This is a genomic window from Burkholderia sp. MSMB2157WGS, from assembly GCF_001532755.1.
Classification (GTDB): Bacteria; Pseudomonadota; Gammaproteobacteria; order Burkholderiales; family Burkholderiaceae; genus Burkholderia.
The window spans coordinates 112481-136221 of the sequence record NZ_LPJG01000053.1; the positions used below are offsets into that span (position 1 = coordinate 112481).

The 23741-nt window shown below is 70.0% G+C and carries 25 protein-coding genes; 15 read left to right on the forward strand and 10 right to left on the reverse strand.

Translation table 11 applies throughout. The annotated features are described in order from the left end of the window. The first annotated feature begins 2 nt into the window (after window positions 1-2). The 4 genes from WT53_RS30050 to WT53_RS30065 are packed head-to-tail and all read left to right on the forward strand — an operon-like array spanning window position 3 to window position 4771. Window positions 3-1748 carry a carbamoyltransferase C-terminal domain-containing protein gene (locus tag WT53_RS30050; RefSeq protein ID WP_034209274.1) on the forward strand — a complete coding sequence of 582 codons (1746 nt, stop codon included), beginning with the start codon at window positions 3-5 and terminating at the stop codon, window positions 1746-1748. Continuing rightward, the gene (locus WT53_RS30055) at window positions 1745-2746 is read left to right on the forward strand and encodes a glycosyltransferase family 2 protein (RefSeq protein ID WP_034209273.1); all 1002 of its coding nucleotides are present in this window, start codon (window positions 1745-1747) and stop codon (window positions 2744-2746) included. Before WT53_RS30050 ends, WT53_RS30055 begins: the two co-directional genes overlap by 4 nt. Then, window positions 2743-3831, forward strand: coding sequence for a glycosyltransferase family 9 protein (locus tag WT53_RS30060; RefSeq protein ID WP_034209272.1), 1089 nt, complete (start codon window positions 2743-2745; stop codon window positions 3829-3831). Before WT53_RS30055 ends, WT53_RS30060 begins: the two co-directional genes overlap by 4 nt. After that, entirely contained in the window at window positions 3821-4771 is a 951-nt protein-coding gene (locus WT53_RS30065) for a glycosyltransferase (protein WP_034209271.1), read from the forward strand. The genes WT53_RS30060 and WT53_RS30065 overlap by 11 nt, the downstream gene beginning before the upstream one ends. A 22-nt stretch (window positions 4772-4793) precedes the next feature. On the opposite strand, the gene WT53_RS30070 is transcribed toward WT53_RS30065, so the two are convergent. Then, window positions 4794-5831: a sigma-54-dependent Fis family transcriptional regulator gene (locus WT53_RS30070; protein ID WP_034209270.1), complete on the reverse strand. Its 1038-nt coding sequence runs from the start codon at window positions 5829-5831 to the stop codon at window positions 4794-4796. Window positions 5832-6174: 343 nt separating this feature from the next. On the opposite strand from WT53_RS30070, the gene WT53_RS30075 reads away from it, so the two are divergent. Further along, complete coding sequence (locus WT53_RS30075) at window positions 6175-7542, forward strand: sigma-54 dependent transcriptional regulator (protein ID WP_034209269.1); 1368 nt, start codon at window positions 6175-6177, stop codon at window positions 7540-7542. 29 nt (window positions 7543-7571) lie between these two features. On the opposite strand, the gene WT53_RS30080 is transcribed toward WT53_RS30075, so the two are convergent. Then, window positions 7572-8495, reverse strand: coding sequence for a glycosyltransferase family 2 protein (locus tag WT53_RS30080; protein ID WP_034209268.1), 924 nt, complete (start codon window positions 8493-8495; stop codon window positions 7572-7574). Then, a complete protein-coding gene (locus tag WT53_RS30085; RefSeq protein WP_034209267.1) occupies window positions 8474-9169 on the reverse strand; it encodes a PIG-L deacetylase family protein in 696 nt (231 codons plus the stop codon). The genes WT53_RS30080 and WT53_RS30085 overlap by 22 nt, the downstream gene beginning before the upstream one ends. A gap of 119 nt (window positions 9170-9288) precedes the next feature. Between WT53_RS30085 and WT53_RS30090 the strand changes: the two genes are divergently transcribed. After that, entirely contained in the window at window positions 9289-11595 is a 2307-nt protein-coding gene (locus WT53_RS30090; RefSeq protein ID WP_034209266.1) for an ATP-binding protein, read from the forward strand. A 31-nt stretch (window positions 11596-11626) separates the two neighbouring features. On the opposite strand, the gene WT53_RS30095 is transcribed toward WT53_RS30090, so the two are convergent. Together WT53_RS30095 and WT53_RS30100 are read right to left on the reverse strand one after the other, a co-directional pair. Further along, the gene (locus tag WT53_RS30095; protein WP_034209265.1) at window positions 11627-12673 is read right to left on the reverse strand and encodes a UDP-glucuronic acid decarboxylase family protein; all 1047 of its coding nucleotides are present in this window, start codon (window positions 12671-12673) and stop codon (window positions 11627-11629) included. Then, window positions 12673-13992, reverse strand: coding sequence for a glycosyltransferase family 1 protein (locus WT53_RS30100; protein ID WP_034209494.1), 1320 nt, complete (start codon window positions 13990-13992; stop codon window positions 12673-12675). Before WT53_RS30100 ends, WT53_RS30095 begins: the two co-directional genes overlap by 1 nt. A 244-nt stretch (window positions 13993-14236) precedes the next feature. Here WT53_RS30100 and WT53_RS30105 point away from each other — a divergent pair, with 244 nt between their 5' ends. From WT53_RS30105 to WT53_RS30135, 7 genes are all read left to right on the forward strand, one after another. Next, entirely contained in the window at window positions 14237-14641 is a 405-nt protein-coding gene (locus WT53_RS30105) for a BON domain-containing protein (RefSeq protein WP_034209264.1), read from the forward strand. Between the two features lie 26 nt (window positions 14642-14667). After that, entirely contained in the window at window positions 14668-15696 is a 1029-nt protein-coding gene (locus WT53_RS30110; RefSeq protein WP_034209263.1) for an SDR family oxidoreductase, read from the forward strand. A 27-nt stretch (window positions 15697-15723) separates the two neighbouring features. Next, window positions 15724-16023: a DUF2795 domain-containing protein gene (locus WT53_RS30115; RefSeq protein WP_034209262.1), complete on the forward strand. Its 300-nt coding sequence runs from the start codon at window positions 15724-15726 to the stop codon at window positions 16021-16023. Window positions 16024-16096: 73 nt separating this feature from the next. Then, a complete protein-coding gene (locus WT53_RS30120) occupies window positions 16097-16663 on the forward strand; it encodes a hypothetical protein (RefSeq protein WP_034209261.1) in 567 nt (188 codons plus the stop codon). A gap of 127 nt (window positions 16664-16790) precedes the next feature. Beyond that, entirely contained in the window at window positions 16791-17648 is an 858-nt protein-coding gene (locus tag WT53_RS30125) for an SDR family oxidoreductase (RefSeq protein WP_060262559.1), read from the forward strand. Window positions 17649-17682: 34 nt separating this feature from the next. After that, window positions 17683-18297 carry a DUF4142 domain-containing protein gene (locus WT53_RS30130; RefSeq protein WP_060262561.1) on the forward strand — a complete coding sequence of 205 codons (615 nt, stop codon included), beginning with the start codon at window positions 17683-17685 and terminating at the stop codon, window positions 18295-18297. A gap of 59 nt (window positions 18298-18356) precedes the next feature. Continuing rightward, the gene (locus WT53_RS30135) at window positions 18357-18968 is read left to right on the forward strand and encodes a hypothetical protein (RefSeq protein WP_034209258.1); all 612 of its coding nucleotides are present in this window, start codon (window positions 18357-18359) and stop codon (window positions 18966-18968) included. Window positions 18969-19062: 94 nt separating this feature from the next. Here the strand turns inward: WT53_RS30135 and WT53_RS30140 are convergent, their stop codons facing one another. Then, a complete protein-coding gene (locus WT53_RS30140) occupies window positions 19063-20355 on the reverse strand; it encodes an NRAMP family divalent metal transporter (RefSeq protein ID WP_060262563.1) in 1293 nt (430 codons plus the stop codon). Further along, window positions 20352-21014: a UdgX family uracil-DNA binding protein gene (locus tag WT53_RS30145; protein ID WP_059821765.1), complete on the reverse strand. Its 663-nt coding sequence runs from the start codon at window positions 21012-21014 to the stop codon at window positions 20352-20354. The genes WT53_RS30140 and WT53_RS30145 overlap by 4 nt, the downstream gene beginning before the upstream one ends. A 232-nt stretch (window positions 21015-21246) precedes the next feature. On the opposite strand from WT53_RS30145, the gene WT53_RS30150 reads away from it, so the two are divergent. Next, window positions 21247-21726, forward strand: a complete 480-nt coding sequence (locus tag WT53_RS30150) for a response regulator (RefSeq protein ID WP_059821646.1) — start codon at window positions 21247-21249, stop codon at window positions 21724-21726. 101 nt (window positions 21727-21827) lie between these two features. Here the strand turns inward: WT53_RS30150 and WT53_RS30155 are convergent, their stop codons facing one another. The 3 genes from WT53_RS30155 to WT53_RS30165 all read right to left on the reverse strand — a co-directional run bounded on the left by WT53_RS30155 (window position 21828) and on the right by WT53_RS30165 (window position 23175). Beyond that, window positions 21828-22310 (reverse strand): PRC-barrel domain-containing protein, encoded by a 483-nt coding sequence (locus WT53_RS30155; RefSeq protein ID WP_006498342.1) that lies wholly within the window; start codon window positions 22308-22310, stop codon window positions 21828-21830. A 92-nt stretch (window positions 22311-22402) separates the two neighbouring features. Then, window positions 22403-22834, reverse strand: a complete 432-nt coding sequence (locus WT53_RS30160) for a CBS domain-containing protein (protein ID WP_034209255.1) — start codon at window positions 22832-22834, stop codon at window positions 22403-22405. A gap of 86 nt (window positions 22835-22920) precedes the next feature. Next, the gene (locus tag WT53_RS30165) at window positions 22921-23175 is read right to left on the reverse strand and encodes a hypothetical protein (protein WP_060262565.1); all 255 of its coding nucleotides are present in this window, start codon (window positions 23173-23175) and stop codon (window positions 22921-22923) included. A 167-nt stretch (window positions 23176-23342) separates the two neighbouring features. On the opposite strand from WT53_RS30165, the gene WT53_RS30170 reads away from it, so the two are divergent. Then, entirely contained in the window at window positions 23343-23645 is a 303-nt protein-coding gene (locus tag WT53_RS30170; RefSeq protein ID WP_034203633.1) for a hypothetical protein, read from the forward strand. Window positions 23646-23741: the final 96 nt, after the last annotated feature.

Below are 23741 nucleotides of genomic sequence, written 5' to 3' on the forward strand. Positions count from 1 at the left end.
GCATGCCTGACCCGATCCATACGCTCGGCATCAACGCCGCTTTCCACGACAGCGCCGCGTGCATCGTGCGCAACGGCGTCGTGATCGCGGCGGCCGAGGACGAACGCTTCACGCACGTGAAGCACGCGAAGCGCCCGGTGCCGTTCTCGACCTGGGAGCTGCCCTTCCACGCGATCGACTATTGCCTCGCGGAAGCGGGCATCACGCTCGCCGACGTGGACCACGTCGCGTATTCGTACGACCCGTGGCTCGAACTCGACCGCGAAGGCACGGAGCCGGCGCTGACCCTGCCGCTGTCGCCGTCCGCGCATGCGCCGCGCGCCGACGGCGCGTCGCCGTGGCATCCGCTGTTCCTGTCGTCGATCGTCAACGCGCCGCGCCAGCTCGCGGGCGGCGCGCCGCATCATCTGCAGCGGCGCTTTCGCGGCGTCACGCACGACGGGCCATTCCGCTGGCATTTCATCGAGCACCATCTCGCGCACGAGGCGAGCGCGTTTCTCGCGGCGCCGTTCGAGCGCTGCGCGGTGATGACGATGGACGGGCGCGGCGAGCGCGCGACGACCAGCTACGGCGTGTTCGACGGCCGCACGTACCGGCGGCTCGGGCAGGTCAACCTGCCGCATTCGCTCGGGCTGCTGTACGAGCGCGTGACCCGCTATCTCGGCTTCCTGCACTCGTCCGACGAATACAAGGTGATGGCGCTCGCGTCGTACGGCAAGCCGGTGTTCGCCGACGAGATGCGCAAGCTGGTGCGGTATCGCGACGCAGGGCGCTACGACGTGGTCGACGGCGATCTGGCCGCGCAATTCGGCCCGCCGCGCGAACGCGGCGGTCCGATCGAGCCGCATCACTGCGACATCGCGCACGCGTTGCAACTGGTGCTCGAAGAGACGACGCTGCAGGCGGTCGACTGGCTGGCCGCCGAAACCGGCGAGCGGCAGCTCGCGATGGCGGGTGGCGTCGCGCTGAACTGCGTGATGAACGCGAAGATTCGCGATCGCGGCCCGTTCGACGACGTGTGGGTGCAGCCGGCCGCCGGCGACGCGGGCACGGCGCTCGGCGCCGCGCTGTGGACCGACTTCCGGATGCGCGGCGAGCGCGGCGGCTGGCGGATGGATCATGCGTATCTCGGGCCGGCCTACGACGACGATGCGATCGAGGCGTTCCTGAAGGAAGCGCAGCTGCCGTACCGGCGGCTCGCCGACGTCGCCGCGCAGACGGCCGCGCTGCTCGCGGCGAATCGCGTGATCGGCTGGTTCCAGGGGCGCATGGAATTCGGCCCGCGCGCGCTCGGCGCACGGTCGATCCTCGCGTCGCCGATCGACCCGGACATGCAGCGCAAGCTGAACCGGATCAAGGATCGCGAGGATTTCCGGCCGGTCGCGCCGGTCGTGCTCGAAGACCGTGCGCATCACTGGTTCAGCGGCGGGCGGCGTACGCCGCTGCGCGCGCCGTTCATGCTGTTCGTGTACGACGTCGTGCCCGAGCGCGCCGAGAGGATTCCGGCGGTGCGCCACATCGACGGCACCGCGCGCGTGCAGACCGTCGACGAAACGCAGCACCCGCTGCTGCATGCGCTGCTGACCGAGTTCGACGCGCTCACCGGCGTGCCGGTGCTCGTCAACACGTCGTTCAACACGCGCGGCGAACCGATCGTGTGCTCGCCGCGCGACGCGATCGAATGCTTCTGGACGTCGCCGCTCGACGCGCTCGTGATCGGGCCGTTCCTGTTGGAGAAACCGAGATGAACGCGCGCGACACGCAACTGCCGCCGGTCGTGTCGGTGGTCGTGCCGACCTATCGGCGGCCCGACCTGCTCGCACGCTGCCTCGACGCGCTGTGCGTGCAGGTGTTCGATCCCACCACCTACGAGATCGTCGTCGTGGACGACGATCCGGCCGGCAGTGCGCGCGCCGTCGTCGATGCGTGCCGCACGCGCGTGACCGACGTGCCGGCGATCCGCTACATGACCGCACCCGACACGCAGGGCCCGGCCGGCGCGCGCAACGTCGGCTGGCGCAGCGCATGCGGCGCGCTGATCGCGTTCACCGACGACGACACGATTCCCGATCCGACCTGGCTGCGCCACGGCGCGGCCGCGCTGCTGGCCGAACCGTCGGCGGCGGCCGCGGCCGGCCGGATCGACGTGCCGCTGCGGCCGTGCCCGACCGACTACGAACGCGATGCGGCGGGGCTCGCGCATGCGGAATTCGCGACCGCGAACTGCTTCGTGCGACGCGCGGCGCTCGAACGCGTCGGCGGCTTCGACGAACGCTTCACGCGCGCGTGGCGCGAGGACGCCGACCTGATGTTCGCGCTGCGCGAGCATGCGGGGCCGATCGTCGAGGCCGACGCCGCGCGCATCGTGCACCCGGTGCGTCCCGCGCGCTGGGGATCGAGCATCGGCGCGCAGTCGAAGGTGTATTTCGATGCGCTGCTGTACAAGAAGCATCGCACGACTTACCGGCGTCATATCCGGCCGATGCCGCCGTGGCATTACTACGCGGCCGTGCTGGCCGCGCTCGGTGCGCTCGGGTTTTTCGCCGCCGGCTGGCCGGCGCCCGCCATCGTGTGCGCGGCGGTGTGGGCCGCGATTACCGCGGCGTTCTGCGCGAAACGGTTGCGCGGCACGCAGCTCACGCCGTCGCACGTGGCCGAAATGATCGTCACGTCCATCGCGATTCCGCCCGTGTCGCTGTACTGGCGCATGCGCGGCGCGCTTCACTTCAGGGTGCTGTTTTTATGAAGCTCGAACCCAGCATCGATTCCGACGGCCCGCGCGGCCCGAAACGGATCGCGGTGTTCCGCGCGCTGCAGCTCGGCGACATGCTGTGCGCGGTGCCCGCGCTGCGTGCGCTGCGGCGCGGCGAACCGGATGCGCGCATCACGTTGATCGGCCTGCCGTGGGCGCGCGAGTTCGCGTCGCGCTTTTCGGACTACATCGACGGTTTCATCGCCTTCCCCGGCGCGGCGGGGCTCGGCGAACAGCCCGAACCCGACGCGGCCACGCGTGAGGCGTTCATCGCCGAATGCCGCTCGCGCGACTTCGACCTCGCGATCCAGCTGCACGGCAGCGGCACGCACACGAATGCGATCGTCGCGTCGCTCGGCGCGACGCGCACGGCCGGTTTCGTGCCGGCCGACGGCGGCACGGCCGCGCTCGACTGCACGCTCGTGTGGCGCGACGGCGAACCGGAAGTGGCGCGCTATCTGGCGCTCACGCGCAAGCTCGGTTACGCGGACTGGGGCGACTACCTCGAATTCCCGCTCGGCGGGCTCGACTACGCGCTGTGGCACGTGCTCTGCGACGAACACGCGCTCGATCCCGGCCGCTACGTGATCGTCCATCCCGGCGCGCGGATGGCGTCGCGGCGCTGGCCGGTCGAACGCTTCGCGCTCGCCGCGCGGCAGCTCGCCGACGACGGCTGGCAGATCGTGCTGACCGGCACGCGCGCGGAACTGGCGCTCGCGAGCGCGTTCGCCGAGCACCTCGGGCGGCCGTGCGTGAACCTGTGCGGCCGCACGCCGCTCGGCGCGCTGGCCGCGCTGATCGCCCGCGCGCGGCTGCTGCTGTGCAACGACACGGGCGTGTCGCACGTCGCGGCGGCGCTCGGCACGCCGAGCATCGTCGTCGCATGCGGCAGCGATACGGCCCGCTGGGCGCCGCTCGACGCCGAACGTCATCGCGTGCTCGCGAACTACCCGGCGTGCCGGCCGTGCATGTTCGATACGTGCCCGTACGGGCACGAGTGCGCGACGGCGATCGGCGTCGGCGAAGTGATCGATCGGGCGGGCGAGCTGCTCGCCGAGGAGAGACGTCATGTCACGTAAGCGATTGCGCGTGCTGACCTGGCACGTGCATGGCAACTACCTGTATTACCTGTCGCAGGCGCCGCACGATTTCTACATCGTGACGAAGCCGCAGCATCCGCCCGGCTATGCGGGCCGCGTCGGGCACCTGCCGTGGGGCGACAACGTGCACGAGGTGCCGGCCGAGTGCGTGCGCGACACCGCATTCGACTGCGTGCTGTACCAGCACGTGAATCATTACCGGAACGACCGCCTGCGGCTGCTGAGCGACGCGCAGCGCGCGCTGCCGACGCTGTTCGTCGAGCACGATCCGCCGCGCGAGCATCCGACCGACACGCTGCATCCGGTGCAAGACCCGAACGTGTTGCTGGTGCACGTGACGCCGTTCAACGCGCTGATGTGGGACAACGGCGTGACGCCGACGCGCGTGATCGAGCACGGCGTGCTGCTGCCGGAAGGCGTCGAGTATCACGGCACGCTGCCGAAGGGCGTCGCCGTCGTGAACAACCTCGCGCGGCGCGGCCGACGCCTCGGCGCGGACCTGTTCGAGGTCGTGCGGCACAGCGTGCCGATCGACCTGGTCGGGATGGGCTCGACCGAACTCGGCGGGATCGGCGAAGTGCCGAATCCGGCGCTGCCGCAATTCCTGTCGCACTACCGATTCTTCTTCAATCCGATTCGCTACACGAGCCTCGGGCTCGCGGTGATCGAGGCGATGATGATCGGGCTGCCGATCGTCGCGCTCGCGACGACCGAGATGGCGCAACTCGTGAAGACCGGCAGCAACGGCGTGGCCGACACGCGGCCGGCCGTGCTGATCGACGCGATGCGGATGCTGATTCGCGATCAGGAACTGGCGCGCGAGTGGGGCGCGGCGGCGAGGCGCGACGCCTGCGAGCGATTCGGCATCGAACGCTTCGCGCACGACTGGGACGCCGCGCTGCGCGACGTGACGGCGTGAGGTAACGGCGTCACGTCGCAATTCACTGCGTCGTCGCGGGCGGCGAAGCGGGCGGACTGCCGCCGTTCGCGGCGTTCGGCGCCGCCGGCGCGCTGCCGCTGGCTGCATTGCGCTCGCTTTCGGGCAGCAGCGCGAGGCGGTTGTACAGCGTTTTCAGGCTGATGCCGAGCGCCTTCGCGGTGCGCGGCTTGTCGCCGTTGAAATGGCGCAGCGACGCGACGATGAAGCGCTGCTGCGTATGCGCGAGCGTCGTGCCGATATGCAGCGTCATCGCGTTGTGGCGCACTTCCTCGCGCGGCGGCTGGCGGCGCGGCAACTGCAGTTCGATCTGCTCGTCGGCGAGGATGAACGCGCGCTCCAGCGCGTTGCGCAGTTCGCGTACGTTGCCGGGCCACGTGTACGCACGCAGCGCCTTCATCGCCTGCGTCGACAGGCGCTTCCTCGTGCGGTGCCGCGCGTTCAGCCGTTCGACGATCTGCAGCGCGATGTCGCCGACGTCGTCCTCGCGCTGCCTGAGCGCGGGCACGTGCAGCGCGATCGGCGCGATCCGGTAGAACAGGTCCTCGCGCAGCCGGCCGCTGCGCAGTGCCTCGACCGGATCGTGGTGGGTGGCCGCGACGATTCGCACGTCGAGCGGAATCGGCTCGTGGCCGCCCACGCGCACGATCGTGTTGGTTTCGAGCGTGCGCAGCAGCTTGACCTGCAGCTCGGCGGGCATCTCGGCGATCTCGTCGAGAAACAGCGTGCCGCCGCGCGCGGCCTCGAACATGCCCACATGTTGCGCGACGGCGCCCGTGAAGCTGCCTTTTTCGTGACCGAACAGCTGCGACTCCGCGATGTCCTTCGGAATCGCGCCGCAGTTGACGGGCACGAACGGCCCGCGCCGGCGCGGGCTCATGTCGTGAATGAGCCGGGCGACGATATCCTTGCCCGCCCCGCTTTCGCCGACCACCAGCACACTCACGCGGGTGGCGGCGACGCGCGACACTTTCAGCAGCAAATCCTGAATTGTTCGCGAACGCCCGAACAGTCGCGTGCCGTCATCGTCGGATTTCGACATGGAGTAGGACCGAGTTGGGAAGTTTTGACCGAAGGTGTCGTGATCAGGTAAAAAACGACGTGGCACACGTCGTCATTCACGTATGCAGGATACCTTTTATACCGATTCGTCGACATTGAATCTGGCAATGCGGCTGGCGTCGATAGATAGATTTATTCGATGAGCGGCGAATGCACGACACCGTTCTTCTATACTGCTAAGCACTCGTTTTCAGTGCAGGACCGCTTGTCTGCCCGATCGTGTGCAGCGTTGAAGATGCGTCGTGTGCCCGATGCGTGCATGACGCTGCACGTGTCGCGGTGCCGGCCCACGCATGCGCCGGGCCGCATTAAAAGGAGCCTCGATGCCTTACGTCCTGATCGTCGAAGACGATGCCGATACGCGAACGATGCTGGCCACGCTCGCGCGTACGCAGCAGCTTTCGTGCGATACGGCCGCGACGCTTGAAGAAGCGCGCACGCTCGTCTCGACGCATACCCCCGATCTCGTGCTGTGCGACCTCGTGCTGCCCGACGGCAACGGGATGGATCTGTTCGACGCATTGCCCAAGCGCGGGCATTGCGAAATGGTGTTGACCACCGGCCACGCGAGCCTCGAAACCGCGATCGACGCGTTGCGGCGCGGCGCGACCGACTATCTGGTGAAGCCGCTCAACATGCAGCGGCTGAACAGCATCTTCGCGCGCGTGCCGCGCACGACCGCGCTGCACGAGGAAATCGCGGAGCTGCGCTCGGAGCTGCAGCGGCTCGGCCGGTTCGGCCGCATGCTCGGCAGTTCGCCGGCGATGCAGGCCGTCTACGATGCAATCGGCCGCGTCGCGCGCACCGAAGCGTCGGTGCTGCTCACCGGCGAATCGGGCACCGGCAAGGAGCTCGCCGCGCAGACCGTGCACGACCTCAGCCTGCGTCGCCGCGGCCCGTTCCTCGCGGTGAACTGCGGCGCGATCGCCGCGAATCTCGTCGAGAGCGAGATGTTCGGCCACGACCGCGGCAGTTTCACCGGCGCGGAACGCCAGCACAAGGGCTTCTTCGAACGCGCGGACGGCGGCACGCTGTTTCTCGACGAAATCACCGAGATGCCGGTCGAATCGCAGGTCAAGCTGTTGCGCGTGCTGGAGACCGGGCGCGTCACGCGGCTCGGCTCGACGCGCGAGATCGACGTCGACGTACGCATCGTCGCCGCGACGAACCGCGATCCGGAAGCGGCGATGGCGGAAGGCAAGCTGCGGCCCGACCTGTTCCACCGGATCAACGTGTTCCCGATTCCGCTGCCGTCGCTGCGCGAGCGCGGCGACGACATCCCGATGCTCGCCGATGCGTTCCTGCAGCGCTACAACGAGGAGAGCGGCCGCAACCTGCGTTTCTCGCCCGCTGCCCGCGAAGCGCTGAAGGGCTACGAATGGCCCGGCAACGTGCGCGAGCTGCGCAACTTCGTGCAGCGCGCGAGCATCTTCACCGATGCCGACGTGATCGAAACACTGCCTCCGCCGATCATGGACGAGTTGTCGAGCATGGTCGATTCGCATGAAGATCGCGTGACGGTGCCGTTCGGCACGCCGCTCGAGGAGGTCGACCGCAAGCTGATCCTCGGCACGATCGCGCAATGCGGCGGCGTGAAGGCGCAGGCGGCCGAGGTGCTCGACGTCAGCCTGAAGACGATCTACAACCGGCTCGCGCAACTGGAAGACGAAACGGAAAAACCGGACTCCTGATGTGGCCCCGCTCGCGCTCAGGGTTCCGCTCATGGTCCCGTTTCGGCCTCGCGGTGCGCGTCGCGCTCGAGCCTCCGCCGCATGCGTTCGACATGCGGCGGAATCGCGCGTCGTTCGCGCACGATCCACGGCAGGCCGGCGAACGTGCGCACGATCGCCCGTTCGCGGCGCAGCAGCGGCAACATGCGCACCGTATGCAGCCACGCGGCCGCGGCCGGCCATCTGAGCCACGCCGTCCATACCGCGTTGCGGGCGGCGGTGCGCGCGCGCGTGGGCCGGTCGCGCTGCGCCGACGGGTAGTGATGGACCGTCAGGTGCGGCGCATACACGAGCCAGTGGCCGGCGCGACACAGATCGAGCGCGAGCAGCGCTTCCTCGCCGCCGAGAAAGTAGCGCGGATGGTAGCCGCCCGCGCGCACGAACGCGTCGCGCCGGAACGCGGTCGCGCCGGCCAGCAGCCCGAGGATCGGGCGGCCCGGCAGCGCGACGGGCGCGTCCAGCGGGCTGTCGGCCATCAGCCGGCAGGTCGGGTCCTCGCGTCGGTCGGGGCCGACGAGCACGCGTGCGGTGACGGCCGCGACGTGCGGATACGCGTCGAGCAGGTTCGCGGCTTCGGCGATCGAACCGGGCGCCCACCACGTGTCGTCGTCGCAAAACGCGACATGGCGCGTGCGCGCCACGGCGACGCCGAGATTGCGGCCGGCCGCGCCGAGGTTGCCCGGCGCATGCACGAGCGCGACATGCGCGAAGCGCTCGCGGATCAGCGCGGCCGTCTCGGCGTCCGCCGCGTTGTCGACGACGACGATCGCCGGCCGGTCGGGCAGCGCGGAAAGATGGTCGAGCGTGCGCGCGAGTTCGGCGGCGCGCCGGCAGGTCAGCACGATGGCGGTCATGCGCGGTTCGCCCGGCGGCAGCGCGATGCGCGCGGGCGTTACGCGGACGTGACGTCGCATTCGAGCCGCCAGATCGTTTCGGGTTCGTGGAGAGCGGCGCGCATATGAGGTTCGAACAGCGTTACCTGGCTCGCATAGGCATCGACGGCGGCGGCTTTCGCGGCGGCGCCCGTCGCATCGCGGCCGGCGGGCGGCGCGACCGGGTGCGCGATCCAGCCGCGCTCGCGCCAGCCGATCAGGCGCCTGGCCATCAGCCCGTCGATGCGGCGATACGGCACGTCCTCGTAGAAGCGCCAGATGCGCGCCGGATCGTCTTCGCGCAGCAGCGACAGCATGGCTTCCTGCACCTGCAGGTGATCGCGGTGGAACAGGCCGGCCGGCGCGAGCACGCCGACGCCCGGGTGCGCGTCGATCGTCGCGGCCACGCGCGCCGCGATCGCGGTCGACGTGGCCGGCATGCCGTACTGATCGTCGAGGAAGTCGAGCCACACGGGGCGTGCGTCGAGCAGCGCGAGCGCGCGGCGGTCTTCGTCGCGGCGCGTGCGCACCGCTTCGTCGGCGTCGCGAAACCCTGCGCGGCGATCCCACGGCGGCGCGGGCGTGCCGCGCGGCGGGATTCCCGCGAATACGGTGACGACGATCGAGCCGGGCGCCTGCGCGAGCAGTTGTCCGCAACTGAAGACGGCATCGTCGAGATGCGGCGAGACGACGAGCCAGCGTGTCGGGTCGGGCATGGCGTGAGGATCTCCATCGTGAGCGGCCGGGCCGCCGGTGCCGATCGGCCAGCATGCGCCGTGCCCGCCGGCGGCGCCCCCGGCGCCCGCTGTCGACTGTTCCCGCAGGAGCGTGTTCAATGACCGAAATTGCACGGCCGCAGGCCGGAAATTACGCAACGGCCGTGATGCTGGTCGCGATCGCGACCGTGCTGCAGACGCTCGCGATCCGGTTCGGCGGCGTGAATTTGCCGTTGGTGCTGTATTACCCGCTGCTCGCCGGCGCCGCGTGGGTGACATCGTTCCTGTTCGGCATCGTGTCGACCGTGGTCAGCGGGCTGCTCGTGTGGACGCTGTTCCTGTCCGACCCGGCCGCTTATACGGCGCCGCTGCCCGAGCGGCTCGTGCAGCTCGGCACGTTCATGCTGATCGGCGCGCTGGTGTGCGCGATCGCGTCGATGCTGCATCACACGCGCGTCACGAACGATCGCGCCGGCCGGCGCGAGGCGGCCGCGCGCCGGCAGCTCGAAGCCGTGCTGGGCGCGCTGCCGCACGGCGTGATCGCGACCGATGCGACAGGCCGGCTCACCTATCTCAACGCGGCCGCGGCCGAACTCGTCGGCTGCCGGCCGGACGACGCGATGGGGCGGCCGGTGCGCGACGTGCTGCGGATCGTCGATCACGAAGGCCGCCGCGTGCCGACCACGCCGCTCGATCGCGCGCTCGGCGGCGCCGAGGCGACGTCCGACCGGCACTGGCTGCAGGCCGGCAACGGCGATCCGGTGCCGATCGTCGCGGTCGCGTCGCCGATGGGCGATGCGGACGGCAATCTCGACGGCGCGGTGCTGTTGCTGCGCGATGCCGGCGCGGACCGTGCGCGCGTCGACGCGTCGCGGCTGCTGCATGCGGTCGTCGATGCATCGCCGGATGCGATCGTCGGGATCGACGCCGACGGCCGCATCGCGAGCTGGAACCCGACCGCGCAGCGGATCTTCGGGTACGACGAGGCCGATGCGCGCGGCCGCCGGTTCGACACGCTGATCGCGCCGCGCTGGTTGCGGCGCCATCCGCTCGCCCAATCGTTCGACGCGATGCGCGAGCCGGTCGGGCCGCTCGAACTGCTGTGCGTGCGGCGCGACGGCCGGCGGTTTCGGGCGACGGTATCGGCGTGCCCGGTGCAGGGCGACGCGCGGGCCTGCGTCGCGCTGTCGCTGACGCTGCGCGAAACCGGCGCGCAGCGCCGGCACGACCTCGGGGCGCGGCGCTCGTTGCAGGGCGCGCGCCATGCGCGCGAGCAGGCCGACACGTCGAACCGGCTGAAGGACGAGCTGCTGGCCACGGTGTCGCACGAATTGCGCACGCCGCTGAACGTGATCTACGGGTGGATCGAGGTGCTGCGCAATACCGGCGACCACGCGCTGCAGCATCAGGCGATCGACGCGATCGACCGCAGCGCGCGCTCGCTCACGCGGATGGTCGGCGACATCCTCGATGCGTCGTCGCTCGCGACCGGCAAGCTGCGGCTCGACACGACGCCGGTCGACATCGTCCGGCTGTTCTCCGACCAGGTCGGCACGTTCCAGACCGCCGCATCGTCGGCCGGCATCATGCTCGAATTCGACTGCGACGCGTCGGCGTGCATCGTGTCGGGCGACGCCGAGCGGTTGCGGCAGATGCTGTCGAACCTCATTTCGAATGCGCTGAAATTCACGCCGGCCGGCGGCAGCGTGAGGGTCGGGCTTGCGCGCGACGACGCGCATGCGGTGCTGACCGTCGCCGATACGGGGCAGGGCGTCGCGCCGGAGTTCGTCCCGTACGTGTTCGACATGTTCCGCCGTGCGGACGATTCGCCCGCGTCGCCGCGGCGGGGGCTCGGTCTCGGCCTGTCGATCGTGCGGCACATCGCGCAGCTGCACGGCGGCCGGGTGACCGTCGCGAGCGCGGGTCGCGATCGCGGCACGACGTTCACGGTGACGCTGCCGGCCGGGTGGCAGCCGGGCGGCGCGATAGCGTGGGGAATCGTGCAGGCGGGCAGCCGTCGCGACGCGCTCGTGCTCGATACGCAGCGCATCCTGATCGTCGACGACGATCCGACCACGCGTGCCAGCCTCACGGCCGCGCTGACCACGTTCGGCGCGGCCGTCGCGATCGCGTCGTCGGGGCGCGAAGCGCTCGCGATGGCGGCCGACATGCGGCCGACGGTCGTGCTGTCCGATCTCGCGATGCCCGACGGCGACGGCTTCTGGCTGCTGGACGCATTGCGGCGCGGCACGACGAACGGCGACAGCGGCCCGCCCGACGTGCGCGTGCTGGCCGTCACCGCGCACGCGGGCCTCGCCGACGAACGCCGCGCGCTGGAGGCCGGCTTCGACGGCTACCTGTGCAAGCCGGTCGACGTGCGCGAACTGGCGCACAAGATCGTGCACGTGACGAAGCGCGACGGCTGACGCGGCTGACGCGCTTTGCGCACCGGCCGCGTCAGGTGGTCGGCGCCGGCCGGTTCTGCGTGTGCACTTGCGCGAGCAGATGCGACGCGATGCGCGTGCTGCGCACGAGGTCGCCGGGCGTGTGGTGCGTGACCTGACGTTGAATGAAGTAGCGCGCGGTGTGCGCGAGCCCGTTCGCGAACGTCGTCGTCGCGCGCCAGCCGAGCCGCTTCTGCGCGGCGGCCAGATTCGGCCGCCGCTGGCGCGGGTCGTCGGACGGCAGCGGCCGGAATTCGATCGGTACGGTCGCGCCGACGATACGCACGACCTCCCGTGCGACGTCGATCATCGCGATCTCGACGTCGCTGCCGAGATTGACCGGCTCGCTCGCATCGCCCGGTTCGTCCATCAGCCGGACCAACGCATCGACCATGTCGTCCACGTAGCAGAACGAGCGCGTCTGCTTGCCGTCGCCGTAGACGGTCAACGGCTGTTCCGCGAGCGCCTGCGTGACGAAGTTCGACACCACGCGCCCGTCGGCCGGATGCATGCGCGGGCCGTACGTATTGAAGATCCGCGCGATCCGCACGTCGACGCCGTACTGGCGGTGATAGTCCGCGAACAGCGTTTCCGCGCAGCGTTTGCCTTCGTCGTAGCACGCGCGGATGCCGGTCGGATTGACGCGGCCGCAATAGTGCTCGTCCTGCGGATGGACGTCGGGGTCGCCGTACACCTCGCTCGTCGACGCCTGCAGGATGCGCGCCTTCACGCGTTTCGCGAGGCCGAGCAGGTTGATCGCGCCGTGCACGCTGGTCTTCGTCGTCTGCACGGGGTCGCGTTGATAGTGAATGGGCGACGCCGGGCACGCGAGGTTGTAGATCTCGTCGACTTCGACGTAGAGCGGAAACGTCACGTCGTGGCGCATCAGCTCGAAGTTCGGCGCATCGAGCAGGTGCGCGATGTTGTCCTTCGTGCCCGTGTAGAAATTGTCGACGCACAGCACGTCGTGGCCGGCCGTCACGAGCCGTTCGCACAAATGCGAACCCAGGAAGCCGGCGCCGCCGGTGACGAGGACGCGTTTTCGATCGTAGCCCTTCATTACGTATTCTCCTTGCGGTGTGCGAGCATGGCCGTCGCGGTGCCGACGGGCGTGCGCCGGCCGGTGCCGGCCGACGTGCCGGCGCGCTGCGCGTGCGCGACGTCGCGGTAGATGTCGACGAGCCGGTCGGCCACGCCTTGCCAGGTGTAGAAGCGATGCGCGCGCAGGTAGCCGGCGCGGCCGAGCGCCGCGCACAGCTCGGGCTTCGCACGCAGTTGCAGGAGGCGCGCGGCCAGCGCGGCCGGGTCGCGCGGCGGCACGAGATAGCCGGTCGTGCCGTCGTCGACCGTCGTGCGGATGCCGCCGACGTCGCTGCCGATCACCGCCGCCGCGCACGCCATCGCCTCGACCGGCGTGATGCCGAACGGCTCGTACCACGGCGTCGTCACGAACACGTCGGCCGCGCTGTAGTACAGGTGCAGCGCGTCGCGATCGCGCCGGCCGACGAAGGTCACGCGGTTGGCAATCCCGAGTTCGTGCGCGAATGCGGCGAGCCGCGCGAGTTCCGGGTCGCGGGCGGGGTCGGGCGTCGCCTGGCTGCCGCCGACGACGTACAGGTGCGTCGGCCGCCGCGGATCGCGCGGCATGCGCGCGAGCGCGTCGATCACGGTATCGATGCCCTTGCGCGGCACCAGGCGGCCCAGTTGCAGCACGACGAACGCGTCCTGCGGCCAGCCCAGCCGCGCGCGCGCATCGACGCGCGGCACCGGCCGGAATTCCCGCTCGTCGAAGCCGCACGGCACGATCTCGATGCGCGCGGTGTCGGCGCGATAGTGCGTCGTCAGATCGAGCGCATCCTGAGGGCATTCGGCGATCAGGCGGTCCGAGCGGCGCGCGAGCGTGTCCTCGATCGCGAAGCGCGCATCGGGGAAGCCGTCGGCCGTGCCCTGGTGCAGCCGCCGCACGCGGCCGAGCGCATGGAACGTCGTGACGAGCGGGATGCCGAGCGCTTTTTTCACGCGCAGCGCCGCGTCGCCCGACATGAAGAAGTTCGCGTGCATCACGTCGACCGGGTCGGGCTCGCGCCGCATTCGCGCGATCATGTATTGCGCGAATGCGCCCATGTACGGCAACAGCCGCTCCTTGGGCACGTCGGTCGGCGGCCCGGCCGGCACGTGGATCACGCGCATGTGCGAGCCGATCGGCACGACTTCCGGCAAATGCGGATTGTCGCAGCGCGTGTAGACGTCGACGTCGAGGCCGCGCTCCGCGAGCTGCTTCGCGACGTTCGCGACATAGATGTTCTGACCGCCGGCATCGACGCCGCCGATCACGCCCAGCGGCGATGCATGTTCACTGATCAACGCGATTCTTTGCATGGTCTTGCTCCCGATATCGGGGCCGCGCTCATGGGCCGCCGTCGTCGGTACATCGGCAATCGGCATGCCCGCCGGATTGCGGGGAAAACCGCTTCCCGGTGTGCCGAAAAAATTACAACGCGTTGGATGAAAGGGCGTCTGATCGCGGTTTCCCGCCGGCATGCGGCGCGCACGCCGCGGCACGCGATTTGCGCGACCTCTGTTCACCTGCCGGCTCGCCCGGCCCGATGAAAAGGAGGTCACGATGAAGGTATTCCAGCTGCAAGCCCGCTCCCCGCGCATCCGCCGCCAGCGCGCGATGCGCACCGGCATGGCGGTCGCGGCCGCCGCGGTCGCCGCGTGCATGGTCGTCGCACCGAACGCGGTCGCCGCCGGCGACGACGGCGCCGCATCGTCGTCGACGTCGTCGTCGCATTCGAGTACCGGCACGAAGATCCGCGACGCAACGATCACGACCAAGGCAAAAGCGGAACTCGTCGGCACGAGCGGCCTGTCGGCCGGCGACATCCACGTGAAGACGCGGCACGGCACCGTGACGCTGACCGGCAGCGTGCCCGACGAGCAGCAGCGCACGCAGGCCGTCGGCGTCGTGAAGCAGGTGGACGGCGTGCAGTCCGTGCGCGACCAGTTGACCATCCGGCCCAAATAACCGCGCGGCCGCAAAGGAGTCCAGCGATGAACTGCATGCTCAAACCCGTCGGCGAACAGACGATCGTCATCACCGGCGCGACCAGCGGCATCGGTCTCGTCACCGCGCGCAAGGCGGCACGGCGCGGCGCGAAGCTCGTGCTGTTCGCGCGCAACGAGGAAGCGCTGAACACGCTGTGCGAGGAAATCCGCCAGCACGGCGGCCTCGCGGTGCCGGTCGCCGGCGACGTCGGCAATATCGAGGATCTGCAGCGCGCGGCCGCGGCGGCGGCCGACACGTACGGCGGCTTCGACACCTGGGTCAACAACGCGGGCGTGTCGATCTTCGGCACGGCGGCCGCGGTACCGCTCGAGGATCAGCGCCGGCTGTTCGACACCAACTACTGGGGCGTCGTGCACGGCTCGCTCGTCGCGGCCGACCATTTCCGGCGCAAAAGCGATTTCCACGGCGGCGCGATCATCAACATGGGCAGCGAGGCGTCCGACGCGCCCGTGCCGCTGCAAAGCGCATACGTCGCGTCGAAGCACGCGGTGAAAGGCTTCACCGATTCGCTGCGGCTCGAGATGGAAGCGGACCACCTGCCGGTGTCCGTCACGCTGATCAAGCCGGCCGCGATCGACACGATGTTCGTGATGCACGCGAAGAACTACATGAACGTCGAGGCGAAGCTGCCGCCGCCGATCTACGACCCCGACCTGGTGGCCGACGCGATCCTGTTCGCGGCCGCGCACGCGCGCCGCACGCTGTTCGTCGGCGGCGCCGCGAAGTTCACGTCGGCGAGCGCGTACCACGCGCCGCGCCTGTTCGATCGCGTCGCGGCCACGCTGTTCTCGCGCGGCCAGCGCACGGTGCGCCCCGCGCGGCCGCGCGACGACAACGCGCTGTACGACTCGCGCCACGCGCTGCACGAGCGCGAGGGCATGGAAGGGCCGGTGCTGCGCAGCTGTGCGTACAACACGGTGGTGCAGCGGCCGAAGATGGCCGGCGCGGTCGCGCTGGGCGCGGCGGCGGTGGTGTTTGCCGCGTACGCGCGCTCGCGCCGCTCGTCCGCGTGATTTCATCGATTTTCCAAGGAGGCTTTCATGACATCCCGACAACATACGGGCCACGAATACAGCCACTCGCGCGCGCACGAAGGCGAGCGCACGCAGCAGGACCACGACAAGGGCGGGCACCAGACGGGGCACGGCAAACCGCCGAGCCCGGTCGACGTGCAGAAGGCGCTGAAGGGGATGGACTACCCGGCCAGCAAGTCGGACGTCGTGCAGTGCGCGGAACGCGCGCATGCCGACCGCGAGGTGCTCGACATGCTGCGCAAGATTCCCGAGCGCGAGTACGACACACCGGCGTCGGTATCGAAGGAACTCGGGCGGCTGATGTAGGCGCCGCCCCGTCGCGCCGCGTGCGCGAGCGCGAGCGCGAGCGCGCGGCGCACCCATCACGAGGAGCACGACCATGGCGATGATCGTCGCAGGCCGTTTCACGACGTTCGATGAAGCGGAAGGTGGGGCGCGTCACCTTTACGAGCGCGCGTTCGGGCGCGACGACGTGTCGATCTTCTTCCTGAACCCCGGCGGCCAGCACGCGCGCTTCCCGATCGGCGGCGACGTGTATGCCGATACGGCGGCGAAACCGGGCGGCCGCGGCGCGATGGTCGGCGCGATTCGCGGCTTGCTGATCGGCGTCGTCGTCGGATTGATCGTGTATGCGCTCGGCGTGCGCTACTGGTTCGTGCCGGCCGCGGGCGCGCTGGCCGGCGCGTATCTCGGCGCGTTCGGCGGCGCGCTCGGCCGGATGCGCGGCGAGCAGGCCGAAGGCAAGGGCACGCTCGCGCAGAGCGAAACCGGCGTGATCCTCGCCGCGCGCGTGACGCCCGACACCGCGACGACCGCGGAAGACGTGCTGCGCGCGACTGGCGCGAAGTCGATCGAGCGCGTCGAAGGCGACTGGCAGGACGGCGAATGGCGCGATTTCGATCCGGTGCGCCGGCCCGACGAAGCCGCGTCCGGCGGCCCGCGCTGACTACGCCCTTTTTCCAGACGCTTGCAACGCCAACCGTCGAAACACGCTCGCCGCGCGCAGGCCGGCGTGCGGCGCACGCGGCACGCCGCTTGCGCGGCATCGGCGGCATTCGTTCAAGGAGGAACCCATGACCCACGAACAGACCCCGCCGCCGCAGAAGCAGTCGCATCGGCCGGGCACCGAGCGCGAGATGCATCCGAAGCCGCGCGACGAAGCGGCCGACTACGTCGGCAGCGGCAAGCTCGCCGGCAAGGTCGCGCTGGTGACGGGCGGCGACAGCGGGATCGGCCGCGCGGTGGCGATCGGCTTCGCGAAGGAAGGTGCGGACGTCGCGATCGTCTACCTGAAGGAATCCGACGACGCCGCCCATACGAAGCAGCTGATCGAGCAGGCCGGCCGGCGCTGCGAGGCGATCGCATGCGACGTCGGCGATCGCCGGCAGGCGCGCGACGCGGTGGCGCGCACGGTCGAACGGCTCGGCCGTCTCGACGTGCTCGTGAACAACGCGGGCGAGCAGCATCCGCAGCCGGGCATCGAGGACGTGTCCGAGGAACAGCTCGAACGCACGTTCCGCACGAACGTGTACGGGATGTTCTTCTGCACGCAGGCCGCGCTGCCGCACCTGAAGCCGGGCGGGCGCATCGTCAACACGGCGTCGGTCACCGCCTATCACGGCAGCCCGAAACTCCCCGACTACTCGGCGACCAAGGGCGCGATCGTCGCGTTCACGCGGTCGTTGTCGATCGAGCTGGCCGAGCGCGACATCCGCGTGAACGCGGTCGCGCCGGGGCCGATCTGGACGCCGCTGATTCCGTCGACGTTCACGCCCGAACAAGTCGCGAAATTCGGCTCGAACGTGCCGCTCAAGCGGCCGGGGCAGCCGGACGAACTGATCGACTGCTACGTGCTGCTCGCGTCGGACGGCGCGAGCTACATGACCGGGCAGACGCTGCATCCGAACGGCGGCTCGATCGTCGGCGGCTGACGGCCGCACTCACGCAATGCCAAGGAGAAAGCAGATGAGACAACCCAACTGGACGATCGCCGCGCTCGCCGCCGGCGTGCTCGCCGTGTCGGGCTTCGCCCGCGCGCAGATGCCGAGCGAGCCGCCGGCGTCGAATTCGCATGTGCCGGGCGGCGTGATCAATCCGTCGTCGGGCGCGGGCGCCGCGGGCGATCCCGGCATCGCGAAAGCGCCGAAGGGCGCCGACGCGGAGTTCGTCGACAAGGCCGCGATGGCCGGCAAGGCGGAAGTGCAGGCCAGCCAGCTCGCGCTGAAGCAGGCGCAGTCGGCGGACGTGCGCGCGTTCGCGAAACGGATGGTCGCGGATCACGGCAAGGCGAATGCGAAGCTCGAGGAACTCGCCGCGCGCAAGGGCATGAAGCCGCAGGTCGATCAGATCTCGGATCCCGACGTGGAGGCGCTGCGCGGCAAGAGCGGGCGCGATTTCGACACCGCGTATCTGACGGCAGCCGGCCCCGATGCACACAAGAAGGCGGTCGCGTTGTTCGAAGACGAAGCGCGCGACGGCCAGGATGCGCAACTGCGCGCGTTCGCCAAGTCCACGCTGCCGACGCTCAAGCATCACCTGAGCATGGCAGAGACGGTTGCACGCAAGGTGGGCGCGCAATAACGCGCGCCCGGTTCCACCCTCGGGCCGCACGGGCGGCCCGCTTTTTCGGAGAAGCAGTCATGGCCCAACGGCAATCGAAGCACGAAGGCATCCTCGAACTGCTCTGCCAGGCATACGAGACCGAGCTTGGCGGTGCGCAGATCTACGAGGCCGCGCTCCAGTGCGCGACCGACGAGGATCTGCACAAGGAATGGGAGAAGTACCACCGCGAGACGCTGCATCACCAGGAGGTGCTGCGCAAGGTATTCGAAACGCTCGGCCTCGATCCCGATGCGCAATCGCCGGGACGCGCCGCGGTGGCCGCCACCGGAAAGTCGCTGGTGCAGGTGATCGAGCAGGCGAAGAAACAGGCCGACCCGGCCGTCGCGCAGGTGGTGGCAGCCGAGTGCGTGGTGCTGGCCGAAACCAAGGATCACCTGAACTGGGAGCTGATCGGCTACGCGGCCGACCAGTTGCCCGACAGTGACGCCGCGAAGGCGCTGAAGGCCGCGCACGACGAGGTGGAGGCCGACGAGGATCATCATCTGTATCACACGCGCGGCTGGGCGCGCGAGATGTGGATCGAGTCGATGGGCTTCAAGGCGGTGCTGCCGCCGCCGGAGGAAGTGAAGAAGGTGGAATCCGCCGCCGATGCGGCACGTGCCGAGCGCTCGCGCGGCAAGATGATGTAACGCCCGGGCGGGCGGCGTCGCGCTCCGCGCAGCGCCCGCCCGCCGCCCATGAAGGTTGCGTGCGCAACCGACATCGATCGATTGTGTCGGTCCTTCACGTCAGCAGGTCGACGAGCATCGTCACCACCGACGCCGCCATCAGCGCGACCGCCACCCAGCCGAACAGTTTCGATACCGGGCCGCTTCCGGGCTGGCCGGCCGCATCGCGCTTGCCCGACAGCAGCATCACGAGCACGAGCATCGGCACCGCCGCGACGCCGTTGAGCACGGCGCTCCAGTACAACGCCCGGATCGGGTCGATCGGGCTGAAGCAGATCGCGATGCCGACGATCACGCACAGCGCCAGCACCGTGTAGAACGCGGGCGCGCGCCGCACGGGCTCGTTCAGCCCTTCGCGGAAGCGCCAGGCTTCCGCGCAACCGTAGGCGGCGCTGCCCGCGAACGCGGGAATCGCGAGCAGCCCGCAGCCGACGATGCCGAACGCGAACACCAGGAACGCGGCTTCGCCGGCGATCGGCCGCAGCGCCTCGGCGGCCTGCGCGGTGCTGCCGATGTCGTGCCGGCCGTGCGCGAAGAAGACGGCCGCGCCGATCACCATGATGCAGAACGACACGGCGTTGGTGACGACCATGCCGGTCCAGGTATCGACCGTGACGCGCTGCTCGGTCTCGCGGCGCGTGTCGCGCTCGCCGTTCTTTTGCTCGGCCGTGGTCTGCTCGACTTCCAGCGCGGCCTGCCAGACGAACAAGTACGGGCTCAGCGTCGTGCCGAGCACGGCGACCGCGGTGGTCGCATACGCATGCGTGAACGCGATCTGCGGCAGCACGATCGCATGCAGCACGCCGCCCCAGTCGACGTGCACGAAGCCGAGTTCGAGCACGTACGCGATCAGGCCGAGCGTCATCCATTTCAGCCAGCGCGCGTAGCGTTCGTATGACAGCATCACCTGCAACGCCAGCGATGCGATTCCATAGAGCGGCGCATACCAGTAGCTGCGGCCGCCGACGACGAGCGCCGTCGCATCGCCCATCGCCGCGAGGTCGGCGCCGACGTTGACGACGTTGACGATCACGACCATTGCGATCAGCGTCTTCGCGACGCGATCGGAAAACCGTTCGCGGATGCCGGCCACGAGGCCTTCGCGATTGCGTCGCCCGACGAACGCCGCCGCGAGCTGCACGGCGACCATCATCGGCAGCGTGACGACGATCATCCACAGCATGTTGAAGCCGAACTGGCTGCCGGCCTGCGCGTAGACGGCGACGTTGCTCGGATCGGCGTCCGACGCGCCCGCGAGCAGGCCGGGGCCGAGCCGCCGATACCACGGTTTCGCGGCGGGCGGCGGCGCCTCGGCCGCCGCTCGCGCGCCATCGCCCAGTCCGCTCATCCGGCGTCCCCGTGCGACGGGCGAGCGCCGCCGCCGCGTCGCTCGCGCGCGAGGCGCGACGCGGTACGCAACGCGTCGACCAGCGTGCGGTACGCATGTTCGCGGGAATCGGCGCCGCGCGTGCGCAGCACGTACGACGGATGATAGGTGGCGACGACGAGCCGGCCGTCGTCGGTGCGCACCGGCGCGCGCGTGCGCTCGAGCGTCGCGTCGTTGTCCTGCAGGACCGCGCGCAACGCCGTCGCGCCGAGCGCGACCACCACGCGCGGCTGCACGGCTGCCAGCTCGCGTTCGAGCCAGTAGCGGCACGCGGCCACTTCGCGCTGCGCGGGCGTCTTGTGCAGTCGCCGCTTGCCGCGCGGTTCCCATTTGAAGTGCTTGACCGCATTCGTCAGGTAGACGTGCGAGCGTTCGATTCCGGCTTCGTCGAGCGCGCGGTCCAGCATGCGGCCGGCCGCGCCGACGAACGGCATGCCCGCGCGGTCCTCCTGGTCGCCCGGTTGCTCGCCGACCAGCATGATCGTCGCGTCGACGGGCCCGGCGCCCGGCACCGGCTGCGTCGCGTGTTCCCACAGCGCGCAGCGGCGGCACGCGTCGAGCGTGCGCGGGGCCTCGTCGTCGGGCGGCGGTGCCGGCGCGTCGGGCGCCTTGCGGGTCATGCGGCGGCTCCGGTGCGGGCCGGCGCGGCGGCGCGCGGCGAGCGGGCGGAACGCTTCGGCGATCGCATGGTCGCACGCGCAGAGGGACGCAAACGGGACGATTGATGCCGCATCGCACGCATGAAGGACTCCCGGATCGACGATGCGAACCATGCAGCAACCGGCATGCCGCATGCAGTCGGTATGGGCGCGCGCCTTGCGTGACAGGTCCGTCCAACGACAGGAGAAGCAGATGCTACCCGACCCCGGCGACGACCCGGCCGCCGACGACGTGCTGCTGTGGCGCGCCCCCGACAGCGTGCCGCGCCGCCCGCGCCGCGTGCTGGTCGTCGACGACTATCGCGATGCGGCGGACGCGCTGCGCCTGCTGCTCGAGGCGCGCGGCTTCGAGTGCCGGGTCGCCGACGATCCGTTCGCCGTGTGCGACGTCGCACGCGACTGGCAGCCGTTCGCGGTCGTGCTCGATATCGCGATGCCGGGCCTCGACGGACTGGAACTGGCGACGCGGCTGCGCGGCGATCCGCGAACGGCCGACATGCTGCTGATCGCGTGCAGCGGACTGGCGTCGCGGCGGGATCGCGAACAGGCGAAGGAGGCCGGCTTCGATGCGCATTGCGCGAAGCCGCTGACGCCGCACCGGCTGCTGGGCTACCTCGAATCGGCGAGCGGCGGCGCGGTGACGCCGGACGAGGGCGTTACACGACCCTTGTAAAAAGGCCGGCGGCGCGCCGCGGCGCGGGCAAAAAAACGCCCCGCGCGGGCGGGGCGTGGCGAACGGAAGCGCCGGCGAACCGGCGCCGCGTCGCGGTGCGGTCAGTGGCGGCCGCGCGTGCGCGGATCGTCGAGGTCTTCGGTCGGGTCGGTCAGCCCGAGCTCGTCGCCGGCACTCCAGTACGGGGTGCTGCCGTAGAACTCGTGCAGCGGCTCGGCCCATTGCGGATCGGCCATCGCCGGCCAGTGGTCCTTGTCGAACCCCGGCGCGTTGCGGATCCGCTCGGACGATACCGACAGCAGGAAGCACTTGCGCTCGGTATCGAGCGTCAGCGCGCTCCACGGAATCGCATGGAGCTTGTCGCCGATGCCGAGGATGCCGCCGCTCGACAGCACCGCGTACGCGATGCGGCCGGAACGCACGTCGAGCATGATGTCCTTGATCTTGCCGACATCGTCGCCGTCGGTCGTATAGACCTTGTCGCCTTCGAGCGTATCGGCCGCCATCACGTCGGGGCCGGGGCCGGCCGCCGTCGCGGCGCCCTTGCCGATGATGCGGGTCTGACCTTGATCGGGAGTCTGCATGGTTTCCTCCAGGCTGCGTGGGGCGCGACCGTGCCCGGGGGGCGGGCCCTGCGGGTCGCGCGGGTTGTCGGGGCGGGGCGAAAATCGCTCCGTCACGTCTGCTTCGGTTGCGACACGCCTTCCAGCGTGTTCGCCACGTCGTCGCGCTCCGGGCTGGCCGTGCGCGTCGCGATGTCGGCAAGCGACAGCATGCCGACCAGGCGCTTGTCGTGATCGACGACGGGCAGCCGGCGCAGTTGCGCATCGGCCATGTAATGCTGGATCTCGTCCAGCGAATCGTCGTCGAAGCACCATTCGATCGGGCCGGACGCGACCTCGTGGATGCGCGTCTCCGGCGGCTTGCCGGCCGAGATCGCACGCACCGCGAGATCGCGGTCCGTCACCATCCCGATCAGCCGGTTGTTGTCGCACACGGGCAGCGCGCCGATGTCGTAGCGCTCCATCAGTTGCGCGGCGTGACGGATCGAGTCAGTCGGCGAGATCCGCACGACGTCCTGCGACATGATTTCGTTGACGCGATGCATGAAATTCTCCTTGGCGGTGGGTGAAGCAATGGGCCGCTGCGGCCGCTGCGATCCAGCAAACCGCATGCCGTGCGCGGGGCGTCGCGTCATTCGTCGTCGCGTTCCCGCTTGTCCTGCCACGGCCCGTCGTCGTGCGTGCCGGGCGGCGTGTCGGGCTCGATGCGCGTGACGCCGCCGGTCGCGGGCGGGTCGCTCGCCGGAAACGTGTCCTCGAGCTGTTTGTCGATGTGACGCTCCGAGTGGCGCGTGTGCGCGCGGTCCTGGTCCTTCAGCGGCGGGTGCGGGTCGGGCTGCCGCTCGTGCGCCGGTGCGTCGTGGCCGTGCCGGGTCGAATCCTTCATGGCGGTGCTCCGTATCGGGAACGATGAGCCGCCTCCGGCGCAACGGGCGTTCCCGGTCCGCGCGCACGGCACGTGATTTGCCGCTCCCACGCCGACCACGACGACGACCATGACGACACGGCGCAACAGCAGGCCTGCTGCGCGCATATCGAGCGGGAGGTACGACGATGATTCCGAAACGACGACCAGGGGTGCGCTACGAGGTGAACGTATGCGGCGGCGGATTCGATTCCGTGAAGAGCCATTTCGATACGTGGAAGCACGAACCGCTGATCTACCGGCCCGAGCGCCGGATGTTCGAGGGCAAGGCCGACGTGCGGCCGCTCGGCGACGAGACGTTCGGGGCGACCGAGCCGGCGCGCTTCGCGCTGCAGCGCGCGTGCGAGCCGTCGGATCCGTACGCGCTCGCGGCGCGCGTGCGGGACGACGGCCGCGAGCTGTGGCTGGTCATGGCCGCGTACGACGCGTAGCGGCGTGCTTGCAAGTTTTGCAGCGAACGGTGTAGCGAAGGCATGGCGCGTCGCGTCGAGCCGCGCCGCAGCGCGTCGACGCCCGTGCAGGGGCGA